We start from the raw sequence: 24530 nt of genomic DNA on the forward strand, positions 1-24530 counted from the left end.
TCGTCAATCGAGCGGCATCATCTTGAAGCCTTCGGCGTCGACGCGCAGGTAGCCGCCACGCGGTGCGCCGTGGTCGAGTTCCCAGTCGGGCAGCACCCAGCGTGTACCCGCCGACTCGCGATGTTTCGCGGGCCGGTGTGTGTGCCCGTGAATGAGCACGGCCGCGCTGCTCAGCTTGAAGAGCGCATCCACACCTTTTTTCGTGACGTCATAGCGCGGCAACGGCGGACGTTCGCGTCCCGCCTCGCTCGACCTGCGCATGCGTTCGGCCAGTGCCTGACGCCAGCTGAACGGCCACGCGAGGAACAGTAGTTGCAGCAGACGGTTGCGTGCGAAGCGCCTGAAAATCTGATAGCCGCGGTCGGCCGTGCATAAGGCGTCGCCGTGCGCGAGCGCGATGCGTGTGCCGAAGGCGGTAATGGCGATGGGGTCCGGCAGCCAGATCGCGCCGGCCGCCTTCATGAAACGCTTGCCCAGCAGGAAATCGCGATTGCCGTGCATCACGTAAAGCGCGATGCCGCGCTCGGAGAGGGTGTGCATCAGTTCGACCATGCGCTTCACGAACGGGTCGGCGAGCATGTCGTCGCCCACCCAGTACTCGAACAGATCCCCGAGGATGAACACGGAGTCGGCCTGATCCGCGGTGACGCGGATGAAATGCTCGAAGGCGGCGACCGTGCGCGGAATCGCGTCGCTCAGATGCAGATCCGAGACGAACAGAAAGGGGCGTGCCGCGTGTGGGCGTTTGCCCTCGCCGGGCACGCCCGCAGCGGCGTTTCGTAATGATTTTTCCTGCAGCATGGGGCGTCAGTCGGTACCCGGTTGGCGCCTCATCGAATGCGGGTCGACGAGGCGCTATCGACACGCGTTGAACGCTTATTCGACAATGACGGCCTTTTCGATCACGACGTCGTCGACCGGCACGTCCTGGTGAAAGCCCTTCGAGCCGGTCTTCACCTTCCTGATCTTCTCGACCACGTCGAGCCCGTCCACCACCTTGCCGAACACGGCGTAGCCCCAGCCTTGCGGCGTCGGCGACGAGTGGTTCAGGAAGTCGTTGTCGTTCACGTTGATGAAGAACTGGGCCGTGGCCGAGTGCGGATCGTTCGTGCGCGCCATCGCGATGGAGCCGTTCACGTTCTTCAGGCCGTTGTTGGCTTCGTTGTCGATCGGCGCGTCGGTGGGCTTTTGCTTCATGCCGGGCTCGAAGCCGCCGCCCTGGATCATGAAGCCGTCGATCACGCGGTGAAAGATCGTGTTGTCGTATTGACCCTTGCGGACATAGTTCAGGAAATTCTCGACCGTCTTCGGCGCCTTTTCGGCGTCCAGTTCGAGCTTGATGACGCCGTGGTTCGTATGCAGTTCGACCATGATGGGATCCTTGCGAGGGGAGGGGTGAAAGAGCGGTGCGGCACCGCGGCGTGAAAGCTGCCGGGCAGTGCCACACCGGGTGCGGGGGTGGTCTGGATGGCGCAGGCCGTTTGCTCTGGTGAAGAGCGGGCGGCCTGCCGCTTCCTGCGTGCTGCTTGCTCGCTTCTTACTTGCCGACGACCGTGGCCGATTCGATCACGATGGGCTTTTGCGGCACGTCGCCCATCGGACCGCGCGTGGTGGTGGGCGAGGCTTCGATCTTCTTCACGACGTCCATGCCCGACGTCACCTTGCCGAATACAGCATAGCCGTTGCCATCCGGATTCGGATAGTCGAGACCGGCGTTGTCCACGGTGTTGATGAAGAACTGCGCGGTGGCCGAGTTCGGGTCGCTCGTGCGTGCCATCGCGATCGTGCCCGTCACGTTCTTCAGGCCGTTCTGGCTTTCGAGCGGGATGGGTGCGCGGGTCGGCTTCTCAGCAAAGCTCGTCGTGTAGCCGCCGCCCTGGATCATGAAGCCGCGAATCACGCGATGGAAAATCGTGCCGCTGTACTGGCCGGACTTCACGTAGTCGAGAAAGTTCGCGACCGTTTTCGGCGCCTTCTCGGGATAGAGTTCGACGCGGATGTCGCCGTCAGACGTGTGCAGCAGGACCTGCGGATGGGCCGCCGTCTGCGCGGATTGCGCGAAGGCGGGAGCGTTCGCAATCAGGGCGGCGCTGCCGAGCGCCAGCATCAACCATTTCATGAAGATCCTCGGAGGGGGATGCGTTGAAAAAAACAGGTTGGAAAAAGCGGGTTGGAAAAGCGCGTCACGGACGTTGGCGTGGTGCGCCGCTCATTGCGACGGCGCCATGTACGGCGGCACGGCGAGCGAACCGGTAGGCCCGCCGAAGGTGAAGGCGGGATTGTTCGTCAGATCGGACGACGCGCGGTTCGTATAGTCTTCGACGGGAGTCTTCTTCGCACGCCGCGGCGCGGCAGGCGGCGAGACGATCTTCTGCAGGTCGGCAAGACGCTGCTGTGTCACCGCGCTCGCACGTCCCAGCGATTGCGCGCGGCGATACGATGCGTCGGCAAGACGCAGGTACAGGTCGCCGAGATTTTCGTAGGCGAGGCCATAGGACGGATTGGTCTTCACCGCCGTTTCGAGCGCGACACGCGCCTCGTCGTAACGACCGTGCTTCGCGTAAAGCGCCGCGAGATTGTTGTACGGCTCGGGCAGCTCGGGGTACATCTGCGTGAGTTCGGTGAAGGCGGTGATGGCTTCGTCGTCGCGATTCAGACGCGCGAGCACGGTGGCTCGCTTGAATCGTGCCTGCGCATCGCGAGGATTCGATGCAATGCGCGCGTCGAGATCTTTGAGCGCGCCCGCCCAGTCTTTCTGCGCGATGGCCGCGTCGATCTGCGGCGTACCGTCGGTCACGGCCCTCGTCTGTGCATGGATGGGCGTGCTGCCAAGCGCGAACGCGAAGCCCGCGAAGGCCGTCGCGGCGAGGGTTGCAGCGTATCGCGCGCGGCCGCTGGAAGATTTCATAGGGAGAGGTCGGGGTGTTATACTCCGAGCCATTCTAACAAAAGGTCTGCGCGTTTTCGCCTAACCGCAGACTCATTGTTCGTCACCCTCGGTCGTCTCCGCCTGATCGCAATCCCGCACAACACCGGCTGTACCAGTTTGCGGTGTTTGTCCCCGGCGCCGTCGCACGGCCCGCGGCTTGCATGATTTGCCACGCGGACGTCTTTCGGCCCACGCATCGTCTCTATGGAATCACTGCGCATCTACAACACGCTTGCCCGTGACAAGCAACCTTTCGTGCCGCTTCAGGAAGGCTCCGTGCGGATGTACGTCTGCGGCATGACGGTGTACGACTATTGTCATGTGGGTCACGCGCGCGTAATGGTGGTGTTCGATATCGTCCAGCGGTGGCTGCGTACGCTCGGCTACAAGGTCACGTATGTGCGCAACATCACCGACATCGACGACAAGATCATTCGTCGCGCCGTCGAAAACGGCGAGACGATCAAGTCGCTCACGAGCCGCTTCATCGATGCGATGCACGAAGACGCCGACGCGCTCGGCGTCGCGCGGCCCGACATCGAACCGCGCGCAACCGACTTTATCCCGCAGATGCTCGGCATGATCGAGACGCTCGAAGCGAACGGCTACGCGTATCGCGCCGCGGACGGCGACGTGAATTACGCGGTGCGGCGTTTTGCGGGCTACGGCAAGCTCTCGGGCAAATCACTTGAAGACCTGCGCGCGGGCGAGCGCGTAGCTGCGAACGACGCGAAGCAGGATCCGCTCGACTTCGTGCTCTGGAAGCAGTCGAAGCCCGACGAGCCCGCCGACACCGGATGGGATTCGAAGTACGGGCGCGGGCGTCCCGGCTGGCATATCGAATGCTCGGCGATGGGTTGCACGCTGCTCGGCGAACACTTCGACATTCACGGCGGCGGACAGGACCTGCAGTTTCCGCACCACGAGAACGAAATCGCGCAGAGCGAGGGCGCAACGGGCCAAACGTTCGTCAATTACTGGATGCACAACGGCTACGTGCAGATCGACAACGAGAAGATGTCGAAGTCGCTCGGCAACTTCTTCACGATCCGCGAGGTGCTCGCGAAGTACGACGCCGAAGTCGTGCGTTTTTTCATCGCGCGTGCGCACTATCGCTCGCCGCTCAACTACAGTGACGTTCATATCGACGACGCGCGCAATGCGCTCACGCGTCTTTACACGGCGTTGAAAGACGTGGCGCCGGACGCGGGCGAACTCGACTGGAACGAAGCGTATGCCGCGCGTTTTCGTGCGGCGATGAACGACGACTTCAATACGCCGGTGGCGGTCGCGGTGCTGTTCGAACTGGCCACCGAGGTGAACCGCACGCGCGACGCAGCGCTTGCGCGGCAGCTCAAGCAGCTTGCTGCCATCGTCGGTCTGCTGGGTCGCGATCCGCGTGCGTATCTGCAGCAGGCAGCGGGCGCGTTGGAGGCTGGCGGTCTCGATGCAGCCGCGATCGAAGCAAAGATCGCCGAGCGTGCGGCAGCCAAGAAGGCGAAGCATTACGCCGAAGCGGACCGGATCCGGGCGGAACTGCTCGAAGCCGGTGTCGCACTCGAAGACAAACCGGGCGGGTTGACCGAGTGGCGCCGCGTTTAAGCGCCGTCGACTACCCATTGATCGACTCGCCAGGCAGGAGGCAGGATGGCAACGGCCACGAAGGCGGCGGCTAAACGAGCCGCGTCGCAGAGCGCTCAGGCCGCAGGGAAGGCGGCGCGGGCAACGCGTGCAGCGCGCACGGCAGGCAGTACCGCCGCGAAGACCTCGATGAAGGCCGCGGCGAAGGTCGCATTGAAAAAGACCGCAAAAACGGCTGCGGGCGCGGCGAACGGCGAGGCGCCAGGCGCTCCGTCGAAGCGCAGGCTCAACGGTTCCGCAGGTGCGCCGCACGTCGCGAAGCCGACGCAAAAGGAAACGCGCGTATCGAGCACCGCGGGAAAGACCGCCCGCCCGAAGGCGAATGGCGCACTCGGCGTTCAGCACGTCGACAACGATCGCCTGACCAGTCAGCTCGTCGTCGATACCGCTCACGAGGGCGAGATTGTCCGCAAGAGTCGCGCATCCACCGCAACGGAAGCTGCGGTGCCCGTGCAGATCGGCAGCCTCGCGCCCGAGGTCACGCGGCCCGCGTATTGGGACAAGGCCTGCGCCGATCTCGTGAAGCGCGATCGCATTCTCAAAAAACTGATTCCGAAATTTGGCCCCGTCCATCTGCTTTCACGCGGCGATCCGTTCGTTACGCTCGCGCGTTCGGTGGTGGGGCAGCAGATTTCCGTCGCCGCGGCCCAGGCCGTCTGGCAGCGTATCGAAGACGCCTGCGCGAAGCTCGTGCCGCAGCAGTTCATCAAGCTGGGACACGAACGCCTCACGGCGTGCGGGCTCTCCAAACGCAAGACCGAATACATCCTGGATCTCGCGCAGCACTTCGTGTCGGGTGCGCTGCACGTGGGCAAGTGGGCGTCGATGGACGACGAGCACGTGATTGCCGAGCTGACGCAGATTCGCGGTATCGGCCGCTGGACGGCCGAGATGTTCCTCATCTTCAACCTCTCGCGCCCCAACGTGCTGCCGCTCGACGATCTCGGGCTCATTCGCGCCATCAGCGTCAACTACTTCAGCGGCGAGCCGGTCACGCGCAGCGAGGCGCGCGAGGTCGCGGCGAACTGGGAACCGTGGCGTACGGTCGCGACCTGGTACATGTGGCGCAGTCTCGAGGCGTTGCCCGCCGGGGCGTGAGTCGCGCCGGGCAAGGCGCGCTCGCCTTTGATGTGGCGCCGTTTTCCATCGACGCTATTGGGTGATGGGATTTAATAGTTGCGAGCCGATTTTGATGGCGTTGGGCGCGGTTAGAATACGCGCTGCCGGTAAGTCCAAGGATTACAACCAATGAAGACCACGTTTCTGGATTTCGAACAGCCGATCGCGGAGCTCGAAGCAAAGATCGAAGAACTGCGCTTCGTCCAGGACGATTCGGCCGTCGATATTTCGGAAGAGATCGAGCGGCTGTCGAAGAAGAGCCAGCAGCTCACCAAGGATCTATACGCCAATCTGACGCCGTGGCAGGTTTCGCAGATCGCGCGTCATCCGCAGCGTCCCTACACGCTCGATTACGTCAACGAACTCTTCACCGATTTCCACGAATTGCACGGCGACCGCTCGTTCGCCGACGACCTGTCGATCGTAGGCGGCCTTGCCCGCTTCAACGGTCAACCCTGCATGATCATCGGTCACCAGAAGGGCCGCGATACGAAGGAACGCGCCGCGCGCAACTTCGGCATGCCGCGTCCTGAGGGTTATCGCAAGGCTGAGCGCCTCATGCGCCTTGCCGAGAAGTTCGGCCTGCCCATCTTCACGTTCATCGACACGCCCGGCGCCTATCCCGGCATCGGCGCGGAAGAGCGGGGCCAGTCCGAGGCAATCGGGCACAACCTCTATGTGATGGCCGAGTTGAAGACCCCGATCATCGCCACCGTGATCGGCGAAGGCGGTTCGGGCGGTGCGCTCGCCGTCGCCGTGGCCGATAGCGTGCTGATGCTCCAGTTCTCGACCTATTCGGTGATCTCGCCGGAAGGGTGCGCGTCGATTCTCTGGAAGAGCGCGGCGAAAGCCCCCGAGGCCGCCGAAGCGCTGGGGCTGACGGCTCACCGCCTGAAGGCGCTCGGCCTCATCGACAAGATCATCAACGAGCCGCTCGGCGGCGCCCACCGCGACCCGAAGGGCATGGCCGCGCTGCTGCGCCGCGCGCTGGCCGATACGCTGCGGCAGTTCCAGGGCATGAGCATCGCGGACCTGCGCGAGCGCCGCTTCGACCGGCTGATGTCCTATGGCAAGTACAAGCAGACCACGCCGGGCGCGTGAGTTTGACGCCGGCCCGGATCGTTCTTCCTGAGAGGCGCGCCAGCGCCGCCCAATCGTGGTGAAACCCGCTGAATCGAGTGCCGACCGCGTCGTTCTCGACGCGGTCCGCGCCGCGCTTGCGGCGCTGCCGTCCCACGCGTGCGTGGGCATCGCTTTCAGCGGCGGCCTCGATTCCACCGTTTTGCTCGATGCTGCCGTGCGCGTGGCGGGCGCCTCGCGTTGCGTCGCGCTTCATGTGCATCACGGACTCAGCGCCAACGCCGATCAGTGGCTCGCTCATTGCAAGGCGTTCGCGAAATCGAACGGCGTGCGCTTCGATGTCCGTCACGTCGACGTGCCGCGCGAGGCGGGCGTCAGCATCGAGGCGCGCGCGCGCGAACTGCGCTACGAAGCACTCGACGAGATGTGCGCCCAGCATCGCGTGAACGCACTCTGGCTCGCGCAGCACGCCGACGATCAGGCCGAGACGGTGCTGCTGCAGTTGCTGCGCGGCGCGGGTCTCGCGGGGCTTTCGGCCATGGCGCCGTCCCGCGAGGGTGCACAGGGGCCCGTGCGTGTGCGCCCGTTGCTGCACCTGCTGCGAGCCCAACTGGAGCAGTACGCCGAGGCGCACGCCTTGCAGTGGATCGACGACGAATCGAACGCGGACACGCGCTATGCGCGCAATGCGCTGCGCCACGAAGTTCTGCCGGCGCTCGCCGTCCGCTTTCCGGGCTTTCGCGACGCGCTTGCGCGCACTGCCGCACACGCCGCTTCCGCCCAGCGGCTGCTCGACGAACTCGCCCGCATCGACCTGCGCGACGCGGCTCGCGACGAGGGTCGCGCGCTGGCACGCGAAGCCCTGCTCGCACTCGACGACGACCGCGCCTCGAACCTGCTGCGCTACTGGATGCGCACGTTGGGCATGCCGGCGGCGTCGGCTGCGCGTCTTGCCGATGCATTGCGGCAACTGCGCACCGTAGATGGCGACCATCAACTGCGCGTGGACCATGCGGGCCAGACGCTGCGCAGCTATCGCGGTCTCGTGTTCTGGGAAGCGGGCGACAGCGCCGAACCTGCCGACGAAACGTCGTTGTCCGGGCGCGCGCCTGCGGTGCTCGTGTGGCGCGGCGAGGCCATCTGGCGTCTGCCGCAATGGCGCGGGACATTCGTGTTCGTACCGGCCGCCGAGGGCGAGGCCGATGCAATACCGGAAGCTGCGCTGCTGCACGCGCCGTTATCGGCGCGTTCGCGTGCGGGCGGCGAGCGTATGCGCACGAGCCCGGACGGCCCGAGCCGTACGCTGAAAAATCTCTTCCAGGAGCGCGGCGTGCCGGCATGGAAACGCGACGTGCCGTTGATCTTCTCCGGCGATACGCTGCTCTTCGTGCCGTGGCTCGGGGTGAATCACACTGCGCTCAAACGTGCGGCTGCGAGTGACCGCGACCGCACACGTTCGACTCGCCACTTTCGTATCGAGTGGCGCGTGGATCTTCTGATCGCGTGAACGGCGCATGCGGCGCAGCGCCGCATGGCATGTGCCGGGGTCGCGCGTGATTTTCGCCTCATCGCGGTCTCTCGCCGCGTTCTGCCGCTTTATGAGGCGAGGCCGCAAATCATTGCCACATAAGCGTTTTCGGCCGTGCGCGCGGTCCGTTTGGCTTGTCTTTTTGCTACCGATCGGGTAGGGTAATGCGTTTGCCCAACCCGCTTTTGTCGCCACGAGCGTCGGCCGCGGACCTGTGCCTGGCAGCATCCGGCAGGCGTCAGGGCCGTCACGCGGGCAGGGCACGCGGCGCCGGAACGGCTGCGCCGCGTGCAAGGGCAAAATCCGCGCGTGCTGCACGCGCTGCATTTACGCCGCCGGTCGTGCGGCGTCATCAGCACCAAAGTGTGACACGCGCCGCTTGCCGCGCTTGGGTGCCGATCACGCCGGCTCCCGCGGCACTTCCACAGTGCGCCAGCGCGGTTATCTCTCCAGTTCAGAACGACAATGGCACTCATCGTACATAAATACGGCGGCACTTCGATGGGCTCGACCGAGCGCATCAAGAACGTCGCGAAGCGCGTCGCGAAATGGCACAAGGCCGGTCACCGCATGGTCGTCGTGCCGTCGGCGATGTCCGGCGAAACCAACCGGCTGCTGGGTCTCGCCAAGGAAATTTCGGCTCGTCCGAGCCCGCGCGAACTCGACATGATCGCCGCCACCGGCGAGCAGGTGAGTGTGGGGCTGCTTGCGATTGCGCTCCAGGAAGAAGGGGTGGAGGCGGTCAGCTATACGGGCTGGCAAGTGCCCGTCAAAACGGACAGCGCGTTCACGAAAGCGCGCATCAGCGACATCGAGAGCGAACGCGTAACGGCGGATCTCGATGCCGGCAAGGTGGTCGTGATCACGGGCTTTCAAGGCATCGACCCGGACGGCCATATCACGACGCTGGGCCGCGGCGGTTCGGACACGTCCGCGGTCGCAGTGGCCGCTGCGCTGAAGGCCGACGAATGCCTGATCTACACCGACGTGGACGGCGTGTACACGACGGACCCGCGTGTAGTGGAAGAGGCGCGCCGGCTCGACCGGATCACCTTCGAGGAAATGCTGGAAATGGCGAGTCTCGGCTCCAAGGTGCTGCAGATCCGCTCGGTCGAATTCGCCGGCAAATATCAGGTGAAGACGCGGGTGCTGTCGAGCCTGACCGATCCGCTCATGCCGCTCGAAGATGAAATGACCTCGGGCACCCTGATTACTTTTGAAGAAGACGAGACCATGGAAAAAGCAGTCATCTCGGGTATCGCGTTCCAGCGCGACGAGGCCCGCATCGCCGTGATGGGTGTGCCCGACAAGCCGGGCATCGCGTATCAGATTCTCGGCCCGGTGGCGGACGCGAACATCGACGTCGACATGATCATCCAGAACCAGAGCGTGCAGGGCAAGACCGACTTCACGTTCACGGTGGGCCGCGGCGATTACCAGCGCGCAATGGACATCCTCACCAACCAGGTGAAGGGTCACGTGAACGCGGAGCAGGTGCTTGGGGATCCGAAGGTTTCGAAGGTCTCGGTGGTGGGCGTCGGCATGCGTTCACACGTGGGTATCGCGAGCAAGATGTTCCGCACGCTGTCGGAAGAGGGCATCAACATCCAGATGATTTCGACCTCGGAAATCAAGATCTCCGTGCTCATCGACGAGAAGTACATGGAGCTTGCGGTACGTGCGCTGCACAAGGTGTTCGAGCTCGATCAGGCGTGATGTGACGTGTCCGCTGTGCCAACCACAGCGGGTTCTCACGGAACGCCGCTTCACGCCACGATTGCCGCGTAAAACGGAACGGCGTGCGAATGGCGCAAATGAGAATGGACATGACAGGTTGGTGACGCGCACGCAAAAACCGTGCGCAACAAATTGACCTGTGAGCACGGAACCGCTATCATCTTGGCTTCGTCGCGCTGCCTCCCTGGCGCGAGCGAAGGGTTCGGGAGACGTGGCCGAGAGGTCGAAGGCACTCCCCTGCTAAGGGAGCATCTGGGCCAAAACCTGGATCGAGGGTTCGAATCCCTCCGTCTCCGCCAAAAGCGGTGACAAAGCCCCGTGAGTTTGACGACTCACGGGGCTTTTTCTTTTGCTGGAATATTGCTGGCGCACCCGACGGGAATATCGCCGAACGACAATGCGTAGGTCTCGTTGTGCGTGGCCCCGCAGTTCCGCCGCTCGTGCCCTTTGTCCGTGCGAATGAGCTCGGTGCAATTGAAGCGCTGGCTCGGGAGCGAACGTGGTGTGGCCGCCGCTGCATGACCTGTCGTCGATTTTGTATCTTCACGCAACTTTGCTACTCTTCGCGGTTCTCTTTACGTTGTGGCTCGAGAAGTCCGATGCCTGAACCCCATTCGCCTGCGAGACTGAAGCTGGGCGCCGCGCACGAGCGTCCGCGCTCGCGCTCCTTCCTGGAGCAGCCGCCCGCACTGACGCTCTCGGCCGCCTGGCATGCGGCCGCCGTGACTGGATGCGCGCTCGATCCGGCTGCCTGGCCATGGTGGCTCGCCGGCACGTTCGCGAATCACGCCATTGTCACGGCGGCGGGTTTGTGGCCGCGCTCGTCGATACTGGGTCCGAACTGGACGCGGTTGCCGGCGGCCGCAAGCAAACGCCGCGCGATCGCATTGACGATCGACGACGGCCCGGACCCGCAAGTCACACCGCAGGTGCTCGATCTCCTCGACCGTCATGGCGTGCGCGCCACGTTCTTCTGTATCGGCGAGCACGCACGCCGGTATCCGGCGCTCACGCGCGAGATCGTGGCACGCGGCCACGCCGTGGAAAACCACTCGCAAAGGCATCGGCACACCTTCTCGGTCAGCGGGCCCGGCGTGCTGGCTCGTGAGATCGAAGCGGCCCAGCAGACGCTTGCCGACCTGACCGGAGAGTGGCCGCGATTCTTCCGGGCGCCGGCGGGCCTGCGCAATGTGTTTCTCGAACCGGTTTTGCAGCGCTTCGACCTGCGCCTCGCGTCATGGACGAGGCGGGGGTTCGATACGCGCGAGACTCGCGCTGATGTAGTCGCGCAACGTCTCGTCCATCAGCTTGCCGCGGGCGATATACTGCTTGCCCACGACGGCAACGCCGCGAACGGGGTGGACGGCTTGCCCGTTATCCTCTCCACGCTTCCGCAGGTATTCGTCGCGGCCCAAAGCGAGCAATTGCATTTCATTACGTTGCGCGAAGCATTGCTCGCGGCGTAGGTATTTGGTCGATCGCGTGGGCGCGTTCTGGCCGATGTTTGGCGATACCCGTTCACGTCATCACGAATTGACTAAGTGTGCGAACCTGGTTTAGTCATTCAAATTCGTTACCGTTTTTGTGGATTATTTTGACAAGATTTGACAGATTTTCAGGGTGGCCCGGCAGATAATCGGCCGCTTATTGCTGGTCATTAGATGGGATGGGCGAGAACTGGACGCGAACATGCCCCGTAGCAAGCGGGTTTGCGCAAAGCACGGTGTGGCGGCCAGCAAAGCATGCGCTCTGAATTGAAGGAGACGATACCGCGCAGTAGTCGTTGCACTGATTCTTTCAAACCTTTCGTCAAAAAAGAAGTTGGCGATGCTTAACGTGCACTGCCGCCGCTTTTGATTTTGATCTAAATAATCCGCGCCAGATGCCGTTAATGGGCTGTAAGAGAAGGCCCCGTTGCGCCGACGTGCGCGGGTGAAAACGCTTCCATGCGTCGTTTCGGTGTGTAGCCTGGACGATGCGGCTACCCCACACCGAATGTCGATATGCCCGATTTGTCGTGGACCTTGCCGGTGGCCCGGTGGTCTTTCTGGTCTCCTGCCGTTGCAGAAACAGCTGAAGTCGCCTTCATCGATCCGATGATGCGCCGCCGGCTGAGTTCGCTTTCCCGGATGGCGTTGAAGGTCGCCCACGATTGCGTGCAGAACGTGCCGCAAGCGCGGGTGGTATTCGCATCGAGGCACGGCGAACTACGGCGTACCACCGACATCCTGCACGGCATCGAGGCCGGCAAACCGGTCCTGCCGAATGCCTTCAGCCTCTCGGTGCTCAACGCCATGTCGGGACTCTTCGGTATCGCGCGGCAGGACCGCTCGCCCGCGAACGCCATTTCAGCCGGCCCCGAAACGCTCGGTTACGCGTTGCTCGAAGCGTATGCGCAGTACACCGAAGAACCCACTGTGCCGGTGCTTCTCGTCTATGCGGACGAACCGGCCGACGGCGCATACGGCGAGGTCGATCACGAGGTGCAGCAGGGCGCCCTCGCGCTGCTGCTCGACGCGGGACAGGTCGCGCAAGGACATCTCGCGTGTACCGTCTGCGAAATCGAACACGAGACCGAACACGAAATCGAACATGAAGCAGGCAAGGCAGGCGTGACGCATTTCGCGACGCAAAGCGCAGCGCTGCATCACTGTCTCGATACGCAATCGGCCGCCGCGTGGCAACACGCCGGCGCGATCTGGCAGTGGGGGTGGCATGTCAGTGCGGTCTAGTCGTGGCTGGCGTCTTTTCGCTACCGGCCTCAGCTTCACGGTGTTCGGGCTGAGCGGCCTGCTTTTCTCGGTTCTCGTTTTTCCGTTCGCGAGCCTGTGGCCACATCGCGCCTCGCGCCAACGCGCGGTCACGACCGTGATCCACTGGTTCTTTCGCGCGCTCGTCGACGCCTTGAAGCGCATGGGCGTGATGGAACTCGACGTGGCGGGCGCCGACGCCTTGCGTTCGGGCGCGCCGGCCATCGTCGTGGCGAACCATCCGACTTATCTCGATGTCGTGGTGCTGCTTTCGCTCATGCCGCGTGCCTGCTGCGTCGTGAAGAACGCCCATTGGGGCAACCCATGCTTCTGGGGTATCGTGCGGGCTGCCGAATATGTGAGCAACGTCGATCCCGCCGGTTTCGTGAAGGATTGCCGGCAGCAGATCGCCGCGGGCTACACGATGATCATTTTTCCCGAGGGGTCGCGCAGCCCGGCGCCCAACCGGCTGCGCGCCTTCTCGCGCGGCTTTGCGTATATCGCGCTCGAAGCCGGCGCGCCGATCGTCCCCGTTCTCATGCATTGCGATCCACCCGCTTTCACGAAGCAGATGCGCTGGTATCACGTACCGGAGCGTCCTTTCCGCATCACCGTGAACGTGCTCGATCCCATGGGCGTCGGGCAGCTCGCGTCGCACGAAATGCCGCCGGCGCTCGCCGCGCGCAGCGTCACCCGCGCCGTTGAGGCACACATTACCCAGCACCTGTTCGATCATGGATTCTTTAAAACTGGAAATTAAGCAGCTTCTGATCGAAGCGTTCGATCTGGAACACCTGACGCCCGACGATATCGACGACGACGCGCCGTTGTTCGACACCAACGGAGTCGGGCTCGACTCGATCGACGCGCTCGAGATCGGCATCGTGCTGCGCCAGCGCTACAAGCTCACCATCGCCGCCGACGACGCGCGCGTGCGCGAGTATTTTCGTTCCGTCAACACGCTCGCCGAGCTGGTTGCGTCTCAGCGTAAAGACGCGGCGGTGCTGGAAGAAACTGCAGGCAAGGGGGATTGAATCGTGACCGAGGCAGACATTCTCGAGCGCATCCGCGCCATCTTCCACGAAAACTTCGCGATCGATCCGGCGCGCGTGACGCCGGAGGCGCATCTGTTCGAAGAACTGGATCTGGACAGCATCGACGCTGTCGATCTCGCCATCAAGCTGCAGGAAATGACCGGCCGGCGCATCAAGCCGGAAGAGTTCAAGTCGGTTCGCACGGTGGGCGACGTGATCGCCGCTGTGGAATCGCTGCTCGCGGCTCAGGCTTGATGCCATCCACGCCTTCGTGCGACGCGCAGGCAGCGGGCGACCCGGCCACGCGTCGCATGACCGACGCGAGTCACGCAGTGCCCGCCGCGACCGAAGCACCGCCCGCATACGGTCGCGCGCGCCGCATGGTGCGCCTCGCGGCGAACCTGGCCTATCCGGTCGTGATTCTGTGCGCCTGGCGTTGGGACTCGCCGCGCTACGTGGGCTGCATGCTGCTCGCGCTGCTGTGGCTGCAACGCGTGGCGGGCACGGGGGCATTCGCGGCCTCGCTGCGCAAGCTGAGCCTCGTGGACTGGGCCGTGGCCGGCGCGCTCAACTGTGCGTCGGCGGCGATCGTCGCGACCAACAGTGAGCTGCTGCTACGCCTCTATCCGTCGCTTGTGAATATCGGGCTGCTCGTGGCGTTCGGCGCGACACTGGCAAACGGACCGTCGATGATCGAACGGTTCGCGCGCTTCACGTATCCGGATCCGCCTGATCACGTGGTGCGCTACACGCGTCGCGTCACGCAGCTGTGGACGGCATTCTTCGCCGCGAACGGCATCTTCTCCGCCTACACGGCGCTGTGCTGGTCGCGCGAGTCGTGGTCGCTCTACAACGGCGCCATCGCGTATGGCGTGGTGGGCGTGCTGCTGGTTGCCGAGGTGGTGTGGCGCAAGTACATCATGCTGCCGAGGGCGCAGCGCACGGGGGCATTGTGATCGCGCTGCACGAGCTCTTTGCCGCACCGCGCGCGGCGGTTGATACGCAGACAGTCGCCGCGGTATGTCGCGACGGCGCCGATACGATCCGTTTTCCCGCATTCCGTACGCGTGTGCTGGCCATTGTCGCCCACCTGAACCCACGCGCGGAGCAGCGCTTCGCGCTGTGTGCCGACGATCCCTATACGTTCGCGTGCGCGCTCTTCGGCCTCTTCATTGCCGGCAAGGAGCCGGTGATTCCGGCGAGTTCCGCGCCGGGCTATCTTGCGGACCTGAGCGAGGCCTACGACGCGGTGCTGACCGACGCCGACATCGTCGCCATGTCGATTGACGCACCGGCCACCGCAACGACCACCGCATCGGCCACCACAACGGCCACCTGCACCATCGACCCCAACGCGCCGCTGACGCTCTACACATCCGGCAGCAGCGGCGTGCCGAAGCCCGTACGCAAGACGCTCGCCCAGTTCAACGCCGAAGTGCACACGCTTGAAGCGCAGTGGGGCGCGCTCGCCGGCGATGCAACGGTGCTCGCGAGCGTGCCGCATCATCACATCTACGGCCTGCTGTTTCGCGTGTTCTGGCCGCTCGCGGCGGGCCGCGCGTTCGACCGCTCCACCTGCGTCGACCCGCAGCAGTTGCAGGCGCGCATCGCGCAGTGCGGGGCGACGGTGGTCGTTTCCACGCCCGCGCAGTTGTCGCGCTGGCCCGATCTGCCCGGCTTCGATGCATTCGATCCCGCGCCTCGCGCGTTCTTCTCGTCGGGCGGGCCGCTCGCGTTCGACACGGCCCGGCGCTTTGCTGCCGTGCTCGGCCACGCGCCGCTCGAAATCTACGGCAGCACGGAAACGGGTGGCATTGCGTGGCGGATGCAGACCGGCTCCGACGCGTGGCGTCCCATGCCCGGCATCGACGTGCGCCGCGCGGACGACGGCGCACTGGAACTGCGTTCGCCGCATCTGGACCACGACGGCTGGCATCGCACCGACGACGCCGTGGCGTTCGACACGCGTGGTGGTTTTAACCTGCTGGGTCGGCTCGACCGCGTCATCAAGCTGGACGGCAAGCGCGTGGCGCTGGCGGAACTCGAAGGCCGCCTGCGGCTGCATCCGTTCGTGGCCGAGGCCGCGACCACGGTGCTCGACGGTGCGTCGCGCAAGCGCGTCGGTGCGCTCGTGGTGCTGTCGGGCGAAGGCAACGCCGCGCTGCGCCGCGAGGGCCGCGTGCAGCTCGTGAAGACGCTGCGGCGCCATCTCGCCGGCTATTTCGACATGACGGTCCTGCCGCGTCACTGGCGCTTTCGCAAGGCGTTGCCGTTCGATGCGCGCGGCAAGCTGCAGGCAGCGGCCATTGCACGCGCGTTCGGGGCCCACGAAGACGGCTTCGAACTACTTGCCGAAGCAGGGGACGCCAACGAGCGGTTCTACGAGCTGCACGTGCCGCCCACGCTCGTGCATTTCGCCGGCCACTTTCCCGGCCTGCCGATTTTGCCCGGCGTCGTGCAGATCGATTGGGTCGTGCGGCTCGCGAGCGAGTACGTGCCCGGCGTGCGCACGCTCACGTCCATCGACAAGCTGAAGTTCATGGCCCCTGTGCCGCCCGGCGCTGTGCTCAAGCTCGTGCTGACGCACGACGCGTCGCGCCGCCGCCTGCAATTCGCGTATCACCTGGGCGAACGCGACTGCGCGTCGGGCGTCGTCGTCTACGGGGAGCCTGCATGAGCATGGCTGCCTGTGCCGTCATTCCGATCTACAACCACAAGGATGCGATTGGCGCAACCGTCGCGAACCTGATTCCGCACGGGTTGCCGCTCTTCGTGGTCGACGACGGCAGCGACGAGCCGACCCAGGCCGTACTGGCCGCACTCGCTCGGCGTTACGCCGGCCAGCTCACACTGCTGCGCCTGCCCGTGAACGGCGGCAAAGGCGCAGCGGTGATGGCCGGTCTGCGCGCCGCACGCGCAGCGGGCTTCACGCACGCCCTGCAGATCGACGCCGACGGGCAGCACGACGCAGCCGACGTGCCGCGCTTTCTCGACGCTGCGCATGCGAAGCCGCACGCGGTGATTCTCGGTCGGCCGGTGTACGACGCGAGCGTGCCGAAATCGCGGCTGTATGGACGCTATCTGACGCACGTGTGGGTCTGGATCGAAACGCTTTCGTTCACCATTCGCGATTCGATGTGCGGCTTCCGCCTGTATCCGCTCGACCTGGCTTGCGATCTGATCGACGGCGTGAAGCTGCCCACGCGCATGGACTTCGACATCGAGATTCTCGTGCGGCTCTCTTGGCGGCGCGTCGAGTTCGTCTCGATTCCCACCGCGGTTCGATACGCGACGGACGGCGTCTCGCACTTCGACGTGCTGTGGGACAACGTGCGCATCAGCCGCAGCCACACGCGACTCGTGGCGGGCATGCTGATGCGCTCGCCGTTGCTGCTCGCGCACAAGTTCATGCCGCGCCGCGCAGCGCAAGAGCAGGGTGAACGCACGACGCCATGGTGGCGCATGGCTGAGCGCGGCAGCCGCCTCGGCATGGCGCTGCTCGCGCTGGGCTGCCGCACGATCGGGCCCCGCCTCACGTCGCTGTGGCTGTACCCGATCGTTGCGTATTTCCTGCTGACGGGACGTGCCGCACGCAAGGCATCGACCTGCTATTTTGCGCAACTCCAACGCTTCAGACCGAACGAGTCGACGCCGCGGCCGGGCTGGCTCACCGCGTATCGGCACATGCTCACATTCGCGCAATCGGGTTTCGACAAGCTCGCCGCCTGGTCCGGCCAGCTCGATTTCGCCAACGTGAAGTTCGACGATGCCGGCACGCTCGACGCCTTGCTCGCCAGCGGGCGCGGCGCGCTCGTCATCGGTTCGCATCTCGGCAATCTGGAGATGGCGCGCGCGCTCGCCGTGCGTAGCGCGCAGACCAGGGTGACGGCGATCGTCTACACCGAACACGCGCGCCGCTTCAACAGCGTGCTGGCCGCCGCGCACCACGACTTCGCGCAGCACCTCGTCGAGGTCAGCGACTTCGGGCCGGAGACCGCGCTGATGATGCAGGAGCGCATCGAGCGCGGCGAGTTGCTCGTGATCGTCGGCGACCGTACGCCGGCGCGCGAAGCGGGCCGCACCACGCACGTGCCGTTTCTCGGTGCGAGCGCGCCGTTTGCGCAGGGGCCGTACGTGCTTGCGCATGCGCTGGCGTGCCCCGTCTATCTGTTCTTCTGCCTCAAGGAACGCGGCGCTTACCGGCTCTACTTCGAGCCGTTCGCCGAACGCATCGAACTGCCGCGGCGCGACCGTGCCCGACATCTGGCCGTCTGGGCCCAGCGTTATGCCGCGCGTCTCGAACACTATTGCTGCAAGGCGCCGTATCAATGGTTCAATTTCTACGACTTCTGGGCGCGCCCCAGCGGAGGCGCAAATGGCCGAACATGATTTGAAGGACGCAGCGGCTCATACGAATAACGCGGCGGCGCCGTGTGTCGTGATCGGCGGCCGGCGGCTCACCATCGAAGACGTGGTGGCCGTGGCGCATCGGCGTGCTGCCGTATCGCTCAACAGCGATCCCGCCTGGCGTGCCCGCATCCAGCGCGGCGCAGATTTCCTGCAGCAGCATCTGGCTTCGGGCGCGACGGTCTACGGCGTCAACACGGGCTATGGCGACGCGTGTGTCGTCGAGGTGCCGATGCATCTGGTCGAAGCCCTGCCGTTGCAGCTCACGCGCTATCACGGCTGCGGCATGGGCGACTATCTGGACGACGAAGAAACGCTCGCCGTGATCGCCGCGCGGCTCAATTCGCTCGCCTACGGATTCTCCGGCGTGCGGCCCGTGCTGCTGGAACGCGTCGCCGATCTCATCAACCATCGCGTGCTGCCGCGCATTCCGTCGGAAGGATCGGTGGGGGCGAGCGGCGACCTCACGCCGCTCTCGTATGTGGCAGCCGCGCTGGTGGGCGAGCGCGACGTGATGTTTCGCGGCGCGTTGTGCTCCGCGCGCGAAGCCTGGCGCGCGCTCGGACACGAGCCGCTGACGCTCGCGCCGAAGGAAGGTCTTGCGCTGATGAACGGCACGGCCGTGATGACGGGCCTCGCGTGTCTCGCGTTCGCGCGCGCCGCGCAGCTGGCGCGCCTCGCGGCCAGTCTCACGGCGTTATCCACGGTTGCACTCGACGGCCGCGCCGCGCATTTCGATCCGTTGATCTTCGAGGCGAAGCCCCACGCGGGCCAGGCCGAAGCCGCTGCCTGGATTCGCGCCGATCTCGCGGGACGCACCGATACGCCGGGACATCGCCTGCAAGACCGCTATTCGATCCGCTGTGCGCCGCACGTGATTGGCGTGGCCTGCGATGCACTCAGCTGGGTGCGCCGCGATGTCGAGAACGAGTTGAACAGCGCAAACGACAATCCGCTCGTGGACCCCGATAGCGGTCGCGTGCTGCACGGCGGCAACTTCTACGGCGGCCACATCGCCTTCGCCATGGATTCGCTGAAGACCGCAGTGGCCAATCTCGCAGACTTGATGGACCGGCAGCTGGCGCTGCTCGTCGACGACAAGTTCAACAACGGTCTGCCGCGCAACCTCACGGGTGCGGCGCCGGCGCGCGCGCCCATCAACCATGGCTTCAAGGCGGTGCAGATCTCGTCGTCGGCCTGGACCGCGGAGGCGCTCAAGCACACCATGCCTGCAAGCGTGTTCTCGCGCTCCACGGAGGCGCACAACCAGGACAAGGTGAGCATGGGCACGATTGCCGCGCGCGATTGCCTGCGCGTGCTGCAACTCACCGAACAGGTCGCGGCGGCGCACACGCTCGCAACGGTGCAGGCCGTGCAACTGCGCCTGAAGATGAACGGCGCGACGATGATCCCCGCACCGCTGCAACGCTTCATGAGCGAGGTGACGGCGCTGTCGTCGTTCGTCGACGAAGACCGCCCGCTCGAACATGACCTGCGCGCCGTGACGGCGAGCATTGCGGCGGGCGGGCTCATTGAGCGCACGGAAGGAGCCACGGCATGAGCGGCACGCGTGCGGTTCTGAGCGCAAGTGCGGACGTCGAAGTGCCGTTCCACGACGTCGATGCCATGAACGTGTGCTGGCACGGCCACTACCTCAAGTACTTCGAGATAGGCCGCGCCGCACTGCTGCGCAGGTTCGACTACGACTACCGTGAAATGCAGGCGTCGGGCTATCTCTGGCCGGTGGTCGAGGTTCATTTGAAGTACGTGCGGCCCGCGGTCTACGGTCAGCGCCTGGAAGTGCGGGCGCAACTGCTCGAACACGAGAACCGCTTGAAGATCGGCTACGAGATCGTCGATGCCGTCTCGGGCGAGCGGCTCACGAAGGGCTACACGATCCAGGTCGCGGTGCACGCCGAGACGAAGGAACTGCAATTCGTGTCGCCGACCGTGGTGTTCGAGAAGCTGGAGCGGGCATGGGAACGCTGAATGTGCGCGTGTCGGCTTCGGTGGCCGCAATGGCGCTGATCGCGATGCCGGTACTTTGCGGGGCCGCCTCGGTGGCCGGCACGCCCGCGCAGGCTTCCGCCGGAACCGCTGCGTCAACCGCATCGCCTGCTTTGAACGACATGGCGCTCGTCTCGCAAATCGCCTCGCATCTCGCGAAAGCGAAGGGCGTTCGTGCACGTTTCACGCAGACGCAGACGCTCGCGGCGATGAAAGCGCCGCTCGTCAGCACGGGCTCGCTGCTGTTCTTGCGCGAACGCGGCGCGATCTGGCACATCGACACGCCCTACAAAGCCACGTGGGTCATGACCGACGCCGGCATCGTTACGGTAGACGCCGCGGGCACGCAGACGGCAAGTCGCAGCGCCCAGGGCGCTCGCGCTGCGGCCGGCATCTCGAAGATGATGCGCGCCGTGCTCGCGGGCGACCTGAGCGCGCTCTATTCGCAGTTCGACGTCGAGGCAACGGGCACGCCCGCACGCTGGCAGATGCGGCTCGTGCCGAATCAGCCGCAAATCGCGCAGTCCATTGCCTCGTTGCAGATGAGCGGCGGCGACTATCTGCGCACGCTGCGCATCGCACACGCGAACGGTGACGTGACGCAACTCGACTTCGAAGGCAGTGCAGCGGTGAGCGAACTCGCGCCTGCCGAACTCGCGTTGTTCGGGGCCCGGTAGTGGAGGCGCAACGCACGTTCGCCGTGTCCCGGACGGGGTGCCTGCGCGCCGCGTGGCTGGTACTCGCGCTTGCTGCGGCACTTTATTGCGCGTGGCGCTTTGCGGGGCCGTCGCCGCTGCAAACCAATCTGCTGGCTTTGCTGCCCGCAACCGAGGCGGACCCTGTCGCGGAAGAAGCCGTAGACCGCCTCGCAGGCGCGCTCGGCAATCGCGCCGTCTTCGTGGTGTCGAGCGACGATGGCGCGCACGCCAAGGCGGCCGCGCGACAACTCGGCGTGGCGCTCACAGCGAGCGGCGCGTTCGCAGCAGTGACGGCGCAATTGCCGCCGTTCGACCTGTCGCGAATCGCGCGCTTCTACCTGCCGTATCGCTTCAATCTGCTCACGCCCGCGGATCGCCAGAGCATCGCCGGTGGCGCCGCGGCGCTGCACGATGCGCTGCTGCAGCGTCTCTACGGGCTGCCGGCCGCCGGTCTCACTGCGTCGCTCGCGGACGACCCTTTCGGCTGGCTCCAGCATTGGCTGGGTGGCCTGCCGCTCGCCACCTCGAACCTGACGATAGAAGACGGGCTGCTGGTTTCGCATCGCGGCTCGACCGCCAGCGTGCTCGTGGTCGCGACACTGCGCGGCTCGGCCTACGAGACCGACATCCAGCGCGCGGTGCTCGCCGCCGTCGCGCAAGGTGAAGCGGGGCTCAAGGCTGCGTTCCCTGACGTCACGCTCGCGCGCACGGGCGCCGTCTTTTACGCCGAGGCGGCGCGCCGTGCCTCGGAGCGCGAGATGCACGCCATCGGTATCGGCTCGCTGGTCGGCATTGCGTTGCTGATGTTATGGATCTTTCGCTCGCCGCGGCTCATCGCGCTGGGCTTCGTCTCCACCGCGCTCGGCATTCTCTGCGCGCTCGCGGCCACCTTGCTCGTATTCGGCCAACTGCATCTGCTGACGCTCGTGTTCGGCGCGAGCCTGATCGGCGAGGCGGTCGATTATTCGATTCAGTATTTCGTTGTCTATCTCGGCGCCGGGCAGAACTGGGAGCCGCGGCGCGGCGCGCGCGAAGTCGCGCCGGCCCTGACGGTCGCGCTCGCCACGAGTCTGCTGGGCTACGCGATCCTCACCTTCGCGCCGTTCCCCGCGCTCAAGCAGATTGCGTGTTTCGCGATGGTGGGTATCGCGACCGCCTTCGCGTCGGTGCTGTGGCTGCTGCCGAGCCTGCTCGCGCGGCCCGCGCGGCATGCGCCGCGCACGCTGTTCGCCGTGGCCGCCGCGATGCTGACGAGATGGCATACATTGCTCGCAGGACGCAGCACGTTGCGGGTCGGGCTCGTTGCTGCCGCGATGGTCCTCGTCGCGGTGCCCGGCTGGCTCCGGCTTGCCAGCGACGACGACATCCATCTGCTGATCCAGCGCGATCCGTCGCTCGTCGCCCAGGAGCGTGTGGTGACCCAGGCCGTGGGCGTCGACAACAGCTCGCAGTTCTTCGTGGTGAGCGGCGAGTCGCCGGAGCGCGTACTTGAACGTGCCGAGGCGCTCGCGACGAAGCTCGGTGCGCTCACCGATGCATCGGGCGCGCCGCTCGTGAGCGGCTGGCAATCGGCAGCATCGTTCGTGCCGTCTGAAGAGCAGCAACGGGCCGATTACACGCTCATCGCTACGCACGTGTTCCGCGACCCCGCGGCGTTGCGCGCCATGCTGACCGAAGCCGGTTTTCGCGACGAAGTGGCGAACACGTGGCTCGCCGCCTACGGGAAATCGAACGGGGCCGCGCTGAACGTCGACGACTGGCTGGCCGAACCGTGGTCGCAGCCGTTTCGCCATCTCTGGCTCGGACGCTCGAAGAGCGCGCCCGACGCATTCGCGGCCGTCGTTATTCCTCAGGGCGTTTCGGCGGCGAACGAAGCGGCGTTGGTCGCCACGGCGCACACGGTGCCTGGGGTGAGCTTTGTCGACAAGGCCGCGAGCGTCTCGCGCCTTTTCGGCGCCTGGCGGCTCGACAGCGCCATCTGGCTCGCGGGCGCGCTGTTGCTCGTATTCGTGCTGCTGATGCTGCGCTATGGCCTGCGCGGCGGCATCGCGACCGGGCTGCCGGTGCTCGTCGCGATAGGCGTCACGCTTGCCGTGTTCGGTTATGCCCACGTGCGCTTCACGCTCTTTAACTCGCTCGCGCTGATGCTCGTGCTCGGCGTGGGCGCGAACTACGCGGTGTTTCTGCGTGAAGGCGCCTTGCGCGCCCCCGCGCAACTCGGCGCCGTCTGGACCGGCGTGCTGCTTTCCGCGGCGACCACCTTGCTGTCGTTCGGTCTGCTCGGCATGAGTTCGATGCCGGCGCTCAAGAGCTTCGGCGCGACGCTTTCGCTCGGCATCCTGGTGTCCGTGCTGCTCGCGCCGCTCGGCATCCCTGCTACTCAACGGAGGGCCGCGTGAACGCGCCTGTCTATCTGCACGCGCCCGGCATGATCAATGCGCTCGGCGACGACGTGGACACCATCGTCGCGTCGCTCGCGAACGGCCGCGCACCCGGTATGGGACCCATCGAGACGCGCATCGGCACGATGTTCGCCGGCCGCGTGACGGCGTCGCTCGATTTCGTACCGCCCTCAGCGTTCGCAGCGCCCGCAGCGCTCGCCGCCTACGACTGCCGCAACAACCGTCTGCTGCTCGCCGCGCTCGCGCAGATCGCGCCGGCTATCGAGGCCGCGCGCGAGCGCTACGGCGCGCAGCGTATCGGCGTGGTGCTCGGCACCAGCACTTCGGGCATCGGCGCGGCCGAAGCGGCGCTGCGCGAGCGTTCCGCTACCGGCACGATGCCGTCCACGTTCGACTACCGGCAAATGGAGATCGGCACGGCCGCGCCGTTCGCGGCCGCGGTGCTGGGCCTGCGCGGGCCGGCGTTCACGATCTCGACGGCGTGCACGTCGAGCGCCAAGGCGTTCGTGTCTGCGCGCCGTCTGCTGCGGCTCAAGCTGTGCGACGCGGTGGTGGTGGGCGGCGTGGATTCGCTGTGCGAGTTGACGCTGCAAGGCTTTGCCTCGCTCGATTCGACCAGCCCCGTGCGCATGAACCCGATGAGTGCGCAGCGCCGCGGCATCAACATCGGCGAGGGCGCGGCGGTGTTCCTGATGAGCCGCGACGAAGGACCGGTGCGGCTCGCGGGCGCGGGCGAATCGAGCGACGCGCATCACATCTCGGCGCCCGATCCGCAGGGCGGGGGTGGCGAACTGGCTTTGCGCGCGGCGCTCGGCGATGCGGGCATCGCGCCGTCGGCGGTGGGCTACGTGAACCTGCACGCCACGGCGACTATCAAGAACGACGAGATGGAAGCGCACCTGATGACGCGCGTTTTTCCGCAAGGCGTGGCGGCGAGCGGCACGAAGCCGCTCACGGGACACCTGCTCGGCGCGGCGGGCGCGACTGAACTCGGCTTCGCATGGCTCACGCTCGCGCGCAGCGACGTCGCATTGCCGCGTCACGTCTGGGATGGCGAGGCCGATCCCGCACTGCCCACGCTCGATCTCGTCGAAGACGAGCGCCATTTGCCGCGCGATGGCGGCACGCCGTACGTGATGAGCAATTCGTTTGCGTTCGGCGGCAGCAATGTCAGCCTGATTCTTGCCCGGTGAGGCCT

At 65.5% G+C, this 24530-nt stretch carries 22 protein-coding genes and 1 tRNA gene; 19 read left to right on the forward strand and 4 right to left on the reverse strand.

Going from position 1 to position 24530, the window contains the following annotated elements:
• Positions 1–3 precede the first annotated feature (3 nt).
• The 4 genes from PXJ20_RS12015 to PXJ20_RS12030 form a co-directional block, all read right to left on the reverse strand.
• Positions 4–801 carry a UDP-2,3-diacylglucosamine diphosphatase gene (locus PXJ20_RS12015; protein WP_413213692.1) on the reverse strand — a complete coding sequence of 266 codons (798 nt, stop codon included), beginning with the start codon at positions 799–801 and terminating at the stop codon, positions 4–6.
• A 75-nt stretch (positions 802–876) separates the two neighbouring features.
• Positions 877–1371: a peptidylprolyl isomerase gene (locus PXJ20_RS12020; RefSeq protein WP_017778058.1), complete on the reverse strand. Its 495-nt coding sequence runs from the start codon at positions 1369–1371 to the stop codon at positions 877–879.
• A gap of 166 nt (positions 1372–1537) precedes the next feature.
• Complete coding sequence (locus PXJ20_RS12025; RefSeq protein ID WP_026122101.1) at positions 1538–2119, reverse strand: peptidylprolyl isomerase; 582 nt, start codon at positions 2117–2119, stop codon at positions 1538–1540.
• Between the two features lie 90 nt (positions 2120–2209).
• Complete coding sequence (locus tag PXJ20_RS12030; RefSeq protein WP_421030805.1) at positions 2210–2908, reverse strand: tetratricopeptide repeat protein; 699 nt, start codon at positions 2906–2908, stop codon at positions 2210–2212.
• 225 nt (positions 2909–3133) lie between these two features.
• Here PXJ20_RS12030 and cysS point away from each other — a divergent pair, with 225 nt between their 5' ends.
• The 19 genes from cysS to PXJ20_RS12125 all read left to right on the forward strand — a co-directional run bounded on the left by cysS (position 3134) and on the right by PXJ20_RS12125 (position 24525).
• Positions 3134–4531: a cysteine--tRNA ligase gene (gene cysS, locus PXJ20_RS12035; RefSeq protein ID WP_413213693.1), complete on the forward strand. Its 1398-nt coding sequence runs from the start codon at positions 3134–3136 to the stop codon at positions 4529–4531.
• A gap of 45 nt (positions 4532–4576) precedes the next feature.
• Positions 4577–5668, forward strand: coding sequence for a DNA-3-methyladenine glycosylase family protein (locus PXJ20_RS12040; RefSeq protein WP_126875701.1), 1092 nt, complete (start codon positions 4577–4579; stop codon positions 5666–5668).
• Positions 5669–5818: 150 nt separating this feature from the next.
• Complete coding sequence (locus PXJ20_RS12045; protein ID WP_017778063.1) at positions 5819–6790, forward strand: acetyl-CoA carboxylase carboxyltransferase subunit alpha; 972 nt, start codon at positions 5819–5821, stop codon at positions 6788–6790.
• Between the two features lie 55 nt (positions 6791–6845).
• Entirely contained in the window at positions 6846–8276 is a 1431-nt protein-coding gene (gene tilS, locus PXJ20_RS12050; protein WP_421030806.1) for a tRNA lysidine(34) synthetase TilS, read from the forward strand.
• A gap of 486 nt (positions 8277–8762) precedes the next feature.
• Complete coding sequence (locus PXJ20_RS12055; protein ID WP_017778065.1) at positions 8763–10013, forward strand: aspartate kinase; 1251 nt, start codon at positions 8763–8765, stop codon at positions 10011–10013.
• Positions 10014–10239: 226 nt separating this feature from the next.
• Positions 10240–10333, forward strand: a tRNA-Ser gene (locus PXJ20_RS12060).
• Between the two features lie 300 nt (positions 10334–10633).
• Positions 10634–11500 (forward strand): polysaccharide deacetylase family protein, encoded by an 867-nt coding sequence (locus PXJ20_RS12065; RefSeq protein ID WP_421030807.1) that lies wholly within the window; start codon positions 10634–10636, stop codon positions 11498–11500.
• Positions 11501–12037: 537 nt separating this feature from the next.
• Positions 12038–12766 (forward strand): beta-ketoacyl synthase chain length factor, encoded by a 729-nt coding sequence (locus tag PXJ20_RS12070; protein WP_421030808.1) that lies wholly within the window; start codon positions 12038–12040, stop codon positions 12764–12766.
• A complete protein-coding gene (locus PXJ20_RS12075) occupies positions 12750–13544 on the forward strand; it encodes a lysophospholipid acyltransferase family protein (protein ID WP_413213697.1) in 795 nt (264 codons plus the stop codon). The genes PXJ20_RS12070 and PXJ20_RS12075 overlap by 17 nt, the downstream gene beginning before the upstream one ends.
• Positions 13519–13818 (forward strand): phosphopantetheine-binding protein, encoded by a 300-nt coding sequence (locus tag PXJ20_RS12080; protein ID WP_017778069.1) that lies wholly within the window; start codon positions 13519–13521, stop codon positions 13816–13818. The genes PXJ20_RS12075 and PXJ20_RS12080 overlap by 26 nt, the downstream gene beginning before the upstream one ends.
• 3 nt (positions 13819–13821) lie before the next feature.
• A complete protein-coding gene (locus tag PXJ20_RS12085; RefSeq protein WP_017778070.1) occupies positions 13822–14073 on the forward strand; it encodes an acyl carrier protein in 252 nt (83 codons plus the stop codon).
• Positions 14073–14774 (forward strand): hypothetical protein, encoded by a 702-nt coding sequence (locus PXJ20_RS12090; protein WP_421030809.1) that lies wholly within the window; start codon positions 14073–14075, stop codon positions 14772–14774. The genes PXJ20_RS12085 and PXJ20_RS12090 overlap by 1 nt, the downstream gene beginning before the upstream one ends.
• Positions 14771–16495, forward strand: coding sequence for an AMP-binding protein (locus tag PXJ20_RS12095; RefSeq protein WP_421031010.1), 1725 nt, complete (start codon positions 14771–14773; stop codon positions 16493–16495). Before PXJ20_RS12090 ends, PXJ20_RS12095 begins: the two co-directional genes overlap by 4 nt.
• Entirely contained in the window at positions 16492–18207 is a 1716-nt protein-coding gene (locus tag PXJ20_RS12100) for a glycosyltransferase family 2 protein (RefSeq protein ID WP_421030810.1), read from the forward strand. The genes PXJ20_RS12095 and PXJ20_RS12100 overlap by 4 nt, the downstream gene beginning before the upstream one ends.
• Complete coding sequence (locus PXJ20_RS12105; RefSeq protein ID WP_421030811.1) at positions 18194–19786, forward strand: HAL/PAL/TAL family ammonia-lyase; 1593 nt, start codon at positions 18194–18196, stop codon at positions 19784–19786. The genes PXJ20_RS12100 and PXJ20_RS12105 overlap by 14 nt, the downstream gene beginning before the upstream one ends.
• Complete coding sequence (locus PXJ20_RS12110) at positions 19783–20214, forward strand: acyl-CoA thioesterase (protein ID WP_421030812.1); 432 nt, start codon at positions 19783–19785, stop codon at positions 20212–20214. Before PXJ20_RS12105 ends, PXJ20_RS12110 begins: the two co-directional genes overlap by 4 nt.
• Entirely contained in the window at positions 20202–20909 is a 708-nt protein-coding gene (locus PXJ20_RS12115; RefSeq protein WP_421030813.1) for a LolA family protein, read from the forward strand. Before PXJ20_RS12110 ends, PXJ20_RS12115 begins: the two co-directional genes overlap by 13 nt.
• A complete protein-coding gene (locus PXJ20_RS12120; RefSeq protein ID WP_421030814.1) occupies positions 20909–23329 on the forward strand; it encodes an MMPL family transporter in 2421 nt (806 codons plus the stop codon). The genes PXJ20_RS12115 and PXJ20_RS12120 overlap by 1 nt, the downstream gene beginning before the upstream one ends.
• A complete protein-coding gene (locus PXJ20_RS12125; RefSeq protein WP_421030815.1) occupies positions 23326–24525 on the forward strand; it encodes a beta-ketoacyl-[acyl-carrier-protein] synthase family protein in 1200 nt (399 codons plus the stop codon). The genes PXJ20_RS12120 and PXJ20_RS12125 overlap by 4 nt, the downstream gene beginning before the upstream one ends.
• The last annotated feature ends 5 nt before the right edge of the window (positions 24526–24530 follow it).

The organism is Paraburkholderia sp. A1RI_3L (assembly GCF_048957895.1).
Classification (GTDB): Bacteria; Pseudomonadota; Gammaproteobacteria; order Burkholderiales; family Burkholderiaceae; genus Paraburkholderia; species Paraburkholderia kururiensis.

Excerpts from the sequence above, each read along its gene's own strand:
- PXJ20_RS12015 (WP_413213692.1), bottom strand. The coding sequence starts at position 801 with ATGCTGCAGGAAAAATCATTACGAAACGCCGCTGCGGGCGTGCCCGGC.
- PXJ20_RS12020 (WP_017778058.1), bottom strand. The coding sequence starts at position 1,371 with ATGGTCGAACTGCATACGAACCACGGCGTCATCAAGCTCGAACTGGAC.
- PXJ20_RS12025 (WP_026122101.1), bottom strand. The coding sequence starts at position 2,119 with ATGAAATGGTTGATGCTGGCGCTCGGCAGCGCCGCCCTGATTGCGAAC.
- PXJ20_RS12030 (WP_421030805.1), bottom strand. The coding sequence starts at position 2,908 with ATGAAATCTTCCAGCGGCCGCGCGCGATACGCTGCAACCCTCGCCGCG.
- cysS (WP_413213693.1), top strand. The coding sequence starts at position 3,134 with ATGGAATCACTGCGCATCTACAACACGCTTGCCCGTGACAAGCAACCT.
- PXJ20_RS12040 (WP_126875701.1), top strand. The coding sequence starts at position 4,577 with ATGGCAACGGCCACGAAGGCGGCGGCTAAACGAGCCGCGTCGCAGAGC.
- PXJ20_RS12045 (WP_017778063.1), top strand. The coding sequence starts at position 5,819 with ATGAAGACCACGTTTCTGGATTTCGAACAGCCGATCGCGGAGCTCGAA.
- PXJ20_RS12055 (WP_017778065.1), top strand. The coding sequence starts at position 8,763 with ATGGCACTCATCGTACATAAATACGGCGGCACTTCGATGGGCTCGACC.
- PXJ20_RS12065 (WP_421030807.1), top strand. The coding sequence starts at position 10,634 with ATGCCTGAACCCCATTCGCCTGCGAGACTGAAGCTGGGCGCCGCGCAC.
- PXJ20_RS12070 (WP_421030808.1), top strand. The coding sequence starts at position 12,038 with ATGCCCGATTTGTCGTGGACCTTGCCGGTGGCCCGGTGGTCTTTCTGG.
- PXJ20_RS12075 (WP_413213697.1), top strand. The coding sequence starts at position 12,750 with ATGTCAGTGCGGTCTAGTCGTGGCTGGCGTCTTTTCGCTACCGGCCTC.
- PXJ20_RS12080 (WP_017778069.1), top strand. The coding sequence starts at position 13,519 with ATGGATTCTTTAAAACTGGAAATTAAGCAGCTTCTGATCGAAGCGTTC.
- PXJ20_RS12090 (WP_421030809.1), top strand. The coding sequence starts at position 14,073 with ATGCCATCCACGCCTTCGTGCGACGCGCAGGCAGCGGGCGACCCGGCC.
- PXJ20_RS12100 (WP_421030810.1), top strand. The coding sequence starts at position 16,492 with ATGAGCATGGCTGCCTGTGCCGTCATTCCGATCTACAACCACAAGGAT.
- PXJ20_RS12105 (WP_421030811.1), top strand. The coding sequence starts at position 18,194 with ATGGCCGAACATGATTTGAAGGACGCAGCGGCTCATACGAATAACGCG.
- PXJ20_RS12110 (WP_421030812.1), top strand. The coding sequence starts at position 19,783 with ATGAGCGGCACGCGTGCGGTTCTGAGCGCAAGTGCGGACGTCGAAGTG.
- PXJ20_RS12115 (WP_421030813.1), top strand. The coding sequence starts at position 20,202 with ATGGGAACGCTGAATGTGCGCGTGTCGGCTTCGGTGGCCGCAATGGCG.